Origin of the sequence: Lentimicrobium sp. S6 (genome assembly GCF_013166635.1) — a bacterium.
In the GTDB taxonomy this organism is placed as follows: domain Bacteria; phylum Bacteroidota; class Bacteroidia; order Bacteroidales; family UBA12170; genus UBA12170.
The window spans coordinates 1-4,569 of sequence record NZ_JABKBZ010000138.1 but is presented as its reverse complement, the minus strand read 5'-3'; the positions used below and the strand labels follow the sequence as shown (position 1 = coordinate 4,569).

At 34.1% G+C, this 4,569-nt stretch carries 3 protein-coding genes; all 3 read left to right on the top strand.

All coding sequences use genetic code 11. The features are described 5' to 3' along the window. The first annotated feature begins 114 nt into the window (after positions 1-114). On the top strand, positions 115-1,494 hold the full coding sequence (locus HNS40_RS21610) for a T9SS type A sorting domain-containing protein (RefSeq protein ID WP_172284798.1): 1,380 nt from the start codon (positions 115-117) through the stop codon (positions 1,492-1,494). Further along, positions 1,491-3,281: an N-acetylmuramoyl-L-alanine amidase gene (locus HNS40_RS21605; RefSeq protein WP_172284797.1), complete on the top strand. Its 1,791-nt coding sequence runs from the start codon at positions 1,491-1,493 to the stop codon at positions 3,279-3,281. The genes HNS40_RS21610 and HNS40_RS21605 overlap by 4 nt, the downstream gene beginning before the upstream one ends. A gap of 242 nt (positions 3,282-3,523) precedes the next feature. Beyond that, a complete protein-coding gene (locus HNS40_RS21600) occupies positions 3,524-4,345 on the top strand; it encodes a mechanosensitive ion channel family protein (protein WP_172284796.1) in 822 nt (273 codons plus the stop codon). The last annotated feature ends 224 nt before the right edge of the window (positions 4,346-4,569 follow it).

Sequence of the window (4,569 nt, the reverse complement as noted above, 5' to 3'; positions counted from 1 at the left end):
TTCTTTAGATTTAACAGAAGGAATCATCGCCAATCAATTTTAGATAAAATCATTCAGAGATGCGTAGAGCATAAACCGATTGCTTACGCTTCGATTAAATTACACGAGACTTAAATGGGTAACCCTATAGATTTATTTGCCGTTTTAACATTGAAAACATTAATTTTACCCACATCAATTCACTTTATCCTTAGAATAATAGATTTTATGCAGAAAATTCTGATTCTTACTTTTATTCTCATTTCAAGCATTTCCTTTTCCCAAACGGATAGCTTGAGAGTTTTATTTTTAGGAAACAGTTATACGAGTGTAAACAATCTTCCAATTATTGTGGAGGAATTAGCAAATTATTCTAATAGAAATGTACATACAGAGCTCCATACTCCTGGAGGACATACTTTGGAACAACATTCTATTAATGAATCCTCCTTATTAAAGATAAGAAAAGGGGATTGGGATTTTGTGGTTTTACAAGAGCAAAGCCAGATTCCAACTATTGATTTTCATAAAGAAAACTCCATGTACCCTGCCGCTCGTAGGCTTAATGACTCCATAAAAAAGTATAATCCTTGTGCAAAAACACTATTTTATATGACTTGGGGAAGGCGATTTGGAGGACAACAATGTGATGATTCTGGAGTCTATTGTAGTCCCGATTTTGTTGATTTTACTCATATGCAGGATTCTTTAGAAAGTGCATATTGGGGAATTACTCAAGAACTTAATGCCCTAGTAGCTCCTGTTGGAATCGCATGGAAGAAAGTCATTAATGAAAATGAAACAATCCTCCATGCTGTTGACAACAGTCATCCCAATTATTCTGGGACCTATTTGGCAGCTTGTGTTTTTCATTCTATGATGTGGAATATTTATAGTTTCGAAAACTCCTTTATTGGAAACCTAGATGAAGAAATGGCCCAGCTATTACAATCTACTGCCGATTCTATCGTTTTTCATTCCTATAATAATTGGAACCTCCATATTAGTCAAGTGAATTCTGATTTTTCCTTTGAGGTTTTTAATGATTTCGTACAGTTTAATAATCTTTCCGAATGTATTCAACCTATGATTTATCATTGGGATTTTGATGATGGAGAATATTCTTCCGAAGAAAACCCTTCTCATAATTATCAAAACAACCAGACTTATGAAGTTAAACTCATCAGCCAATATTGTGAAAACATTGATACAGCAATATATGATGTCTTCATTGATGTCAATACAGATGTTGAAAGACTCATACCCGATGAAAGCATATTCCTCTCCCCTAATCCATTTCAAAATCAACTGAATATTCAATTTAATAATGCTGTTAATTATCAAATTGATTTAATCAATGATTTAGGAAACATCATACATTCTATAGATGGCAAGCAAGAAAAACTCATTCATTTTCCTACAGAAAAGCTTAGTAACGGCATTTATTTTGTTAGAATAACAAATCAGGAAACCAAGCGTATTTCCACCTGCAAAATTCTAAAAAGTAAAATATGAAAGCATCAAAAACCCTAAATATCATTCTTTTTTCCTGGATCACTCTTGCCCTTTTCGGACAAACTAAGGATGTATTTGTGAAAAAAGATCTATCAGAAGTTTTAGGATTTGTGGTTTCACAAACTGACCCCACCTATTATGAGGATGCTGATTATTTACAATGGGAGAAATATTTAAACCGAGCACATCCGAATGTGGCCACATTACATTCCTATTTCGAAGAAGCCTCTTTGGAATTTAACATTCCTATGGAAATATTAAAAGCCATTGCCAAAGTGGAAAGCAATTGGACTCAGATGGGGCCAAGTATAGATAAAGGATGGGGAATCATGCACTTAGTTGACAATTCCTATGCTAATACTTTAAATGATGCCGCGAAATTATTAAACCTTAATCCTCAAATTTTAAAAGATGATCCCAAGCAAAATATCAGAGGAATGGCTGCTCTTATTGCTTTTCAAAGTAAAGAAAAACGAGAGGAGGTCCAGAAATTAGAAGATTGGTTTAATTATTTAAAACCTATCACTGGACTTGTATCTGAGGAATTAAAAGAATTACAAGTTTACGAGTATTATAAAGTTATAACACAGGGCAGCATTTCCAAAACTCTTTGGGATGAGGAAATTATCTTAGAAGGCCAGAGTTTAAATATTATACCATATTTAAATCCTGAAAATCCATTTATATTCTCAAACAAAGCACCAAATACAAGTGACTACCCTCCAGCTATTCCAGCTTTAACCTCATGTAATTTCGCCGAAGGAAGGAATCATGAAATAGATGCTTGGGTAAATCATTGGATAGGAACAGGAACTTATGCTGGAGCCATTTCTTGGTTTCAGAATTGCGATGCTGAAGTAAGTGCGCATTTCGTTATTCGCTCTTCTGATGGTGAAATCAGCCAAGTGGTAGAAGTGGCAAATACAGCTTGGCATTGCGGTGCAAGTGGCTATCCTTATAATAATAGTCGCTCCATTGGCATTGAACATGAAGCCACCTTGGCCAACCCCGATCAGTGGAATTCTATGCCCATGCTAGAAGCTTCAGCTACCATGGCCAGCTATTTCTGTGATGAGTATGAAATACCCAAAACACTATCTCTTCCTGGAATTAGAGCCCATAACCAAATGCCAGGAACCAATACCATGTGCCCCGGAAACTTGCCTTGGGGTTTATGGATGAGTTTGCTGGATGAGAATTTCAGCGAAGTGGATTTAGTGATTATGGATATGTGGACTAATCCCACTAGTCCTGATCAAGGAGAAGAAGTAGAACTCTTTATTGAAATCGGCAATGTGGGGAATACCCCTGCCGATACTGTTATTCTAGATTATAGAATTGAGAACGAAATCATTTATCTGGATACTGTTCTAAATTTAGAAGCCAATTCCACTCACATACTCTCTTTACCCAATTTTCAATTTACTTCTTTTGGCTTACTAAACTATTGCATTTATATTGCACCGCATCCTCAAGAAATAAACATCCTCAATAATAGCTATTGCATTGATATAGATGTGAGTCCTGTTTATGCTACATCTGAACTAATAGCACAAAATCAAATCAGAATATTCCCAAATCCCTGCTCAAATAGAATAAATTTCGATAATAACAATCTAGAAATCAAACAAATTGAGATTTATAACCTTCTGGGAGTTCGGGTTTATCAATCCTTTAATATTAAAGATGATTTCATAAATGTTTTCCAGCTTATGAATGGATTTTATATCATAAATTTTTTAGATGAGAAAGGAGATTATACAACGGTGAAATTTCAAAAAGAATAAATAGTCTCACTAGTCTTAAAATAGGAAGATTTAACTTTATTTGGAATAACTTCCTAAACAAGACAGAACAATGTTCAATATTGGACAAGAGAAAATACAACCAACACCAATCTAAAAGTACTAATCACCTGGTTATCATATATTTAATTTTGTTTTAAAAACAAAATCAAAGGGAACAATTCCCTTTTTAGAATCATTACAAATTATTATATTTGTCATCCAAATTAATAAATCAAAACTTTATGGAAAATTTAGACTCTATGAATTCTTATTGGGATCAATACAGCCCACTGTTGGTAGAATACGGAACTTCACTAATTGGAGCCTTACTGGTTCTTGTCCTTGGTCTTTGGATAGCAAAAATGATTACTGGTTCTATCAAAAAGATGATGTTGAAAAGTAAAATGGACGATTCTTTAGTTCCGTTTTTAACAAGCCTTGTTGGCACCATTTTAAAAATTCTAGTTGTAATTAGTGCCTTAGGCATGTTAGGAATCGAAATGACTTCTTTCATAGCCATATTAGGAGCCGCTGGTTTAGCAATAGGTATGGCTTTATCTGGAACGCTACAAAACTTCGCTGGTGGTGTAATGATTCTTATCTTTAAGCCTTTTAAGGTTGGTGATTTCATTACTGCACAAGGCCATAGCGGTACAGTTAAAGAAATCCAAATTTTCAATACTATTCTTAATACTCCTGATAATAAAATCATCATTATACCAAATGGTGGTTTAAGTACAAATAGTATGATTAACTTTTCTGCTATGGAAACTCGTCGTGTGGATTGGACTTTTGGAATAGCATATGGCGACGATGTAGACAAAGCAGAAGCTGTTTTACAAAAGCTTATCGATGCAGATAAGAGAATCCTTAAAGATCCAGCATCATTTATTGCTGTTAGTGAATTAGCAGATAGCTCTGTAAACTTTGTGGTTAGAGCATGGGTAAATGCAGCAGATTATTGGGGTGTATATTTCGATATGAATAAAGCAGTTTACAAGACTTTCGACAAAGAAGGTTTGAGTATCCCCTTCCCTCAAATGGATGTACATTTAGACAAATAAAAATTTAAGATAAATTTTAAAGAGTTAATTGGCTTATCCCAGTTAGCTCTTTTACTTTTTAACTCATTTAAACATTTATAATGGAAGAATTAAATAATAGGGTTACCCATTTAAGTCTCGTGTAATTTAATCGAAGCGTAAGCAATCGGTTTATGCTCTACGCATCTCTGAATGATTTTATCTAAAATTGATTGGCGATGATTCCTTCTGTTAAATCTAAAGAA

What these genes read in the sequence shown, in the direction of transcription:
- HNS40_RS21610 (WP_172284798.1), top strand. Translation starts at nt 115, where the DNA reads ATGGGTAACCCTATAGATTTATTTGCCGTTTTAACATTGAAAACATTA.
- HNS40_RS21605 (WP_172284797.1), top strand. Translation starts at nt 1,491, where the DNA reads ATGAAAGCATCAAAAACCCTAAATATCATTCTTTTTTCCTGGATCACT.
- HNS40_RS21600 (WP_172284796.1), top strand. Translation starts at nt 3,524, where the DNA reads ATGGAAAATTTAGACTCTATGAATTCTTATTGGGATCAATACAGCCCA.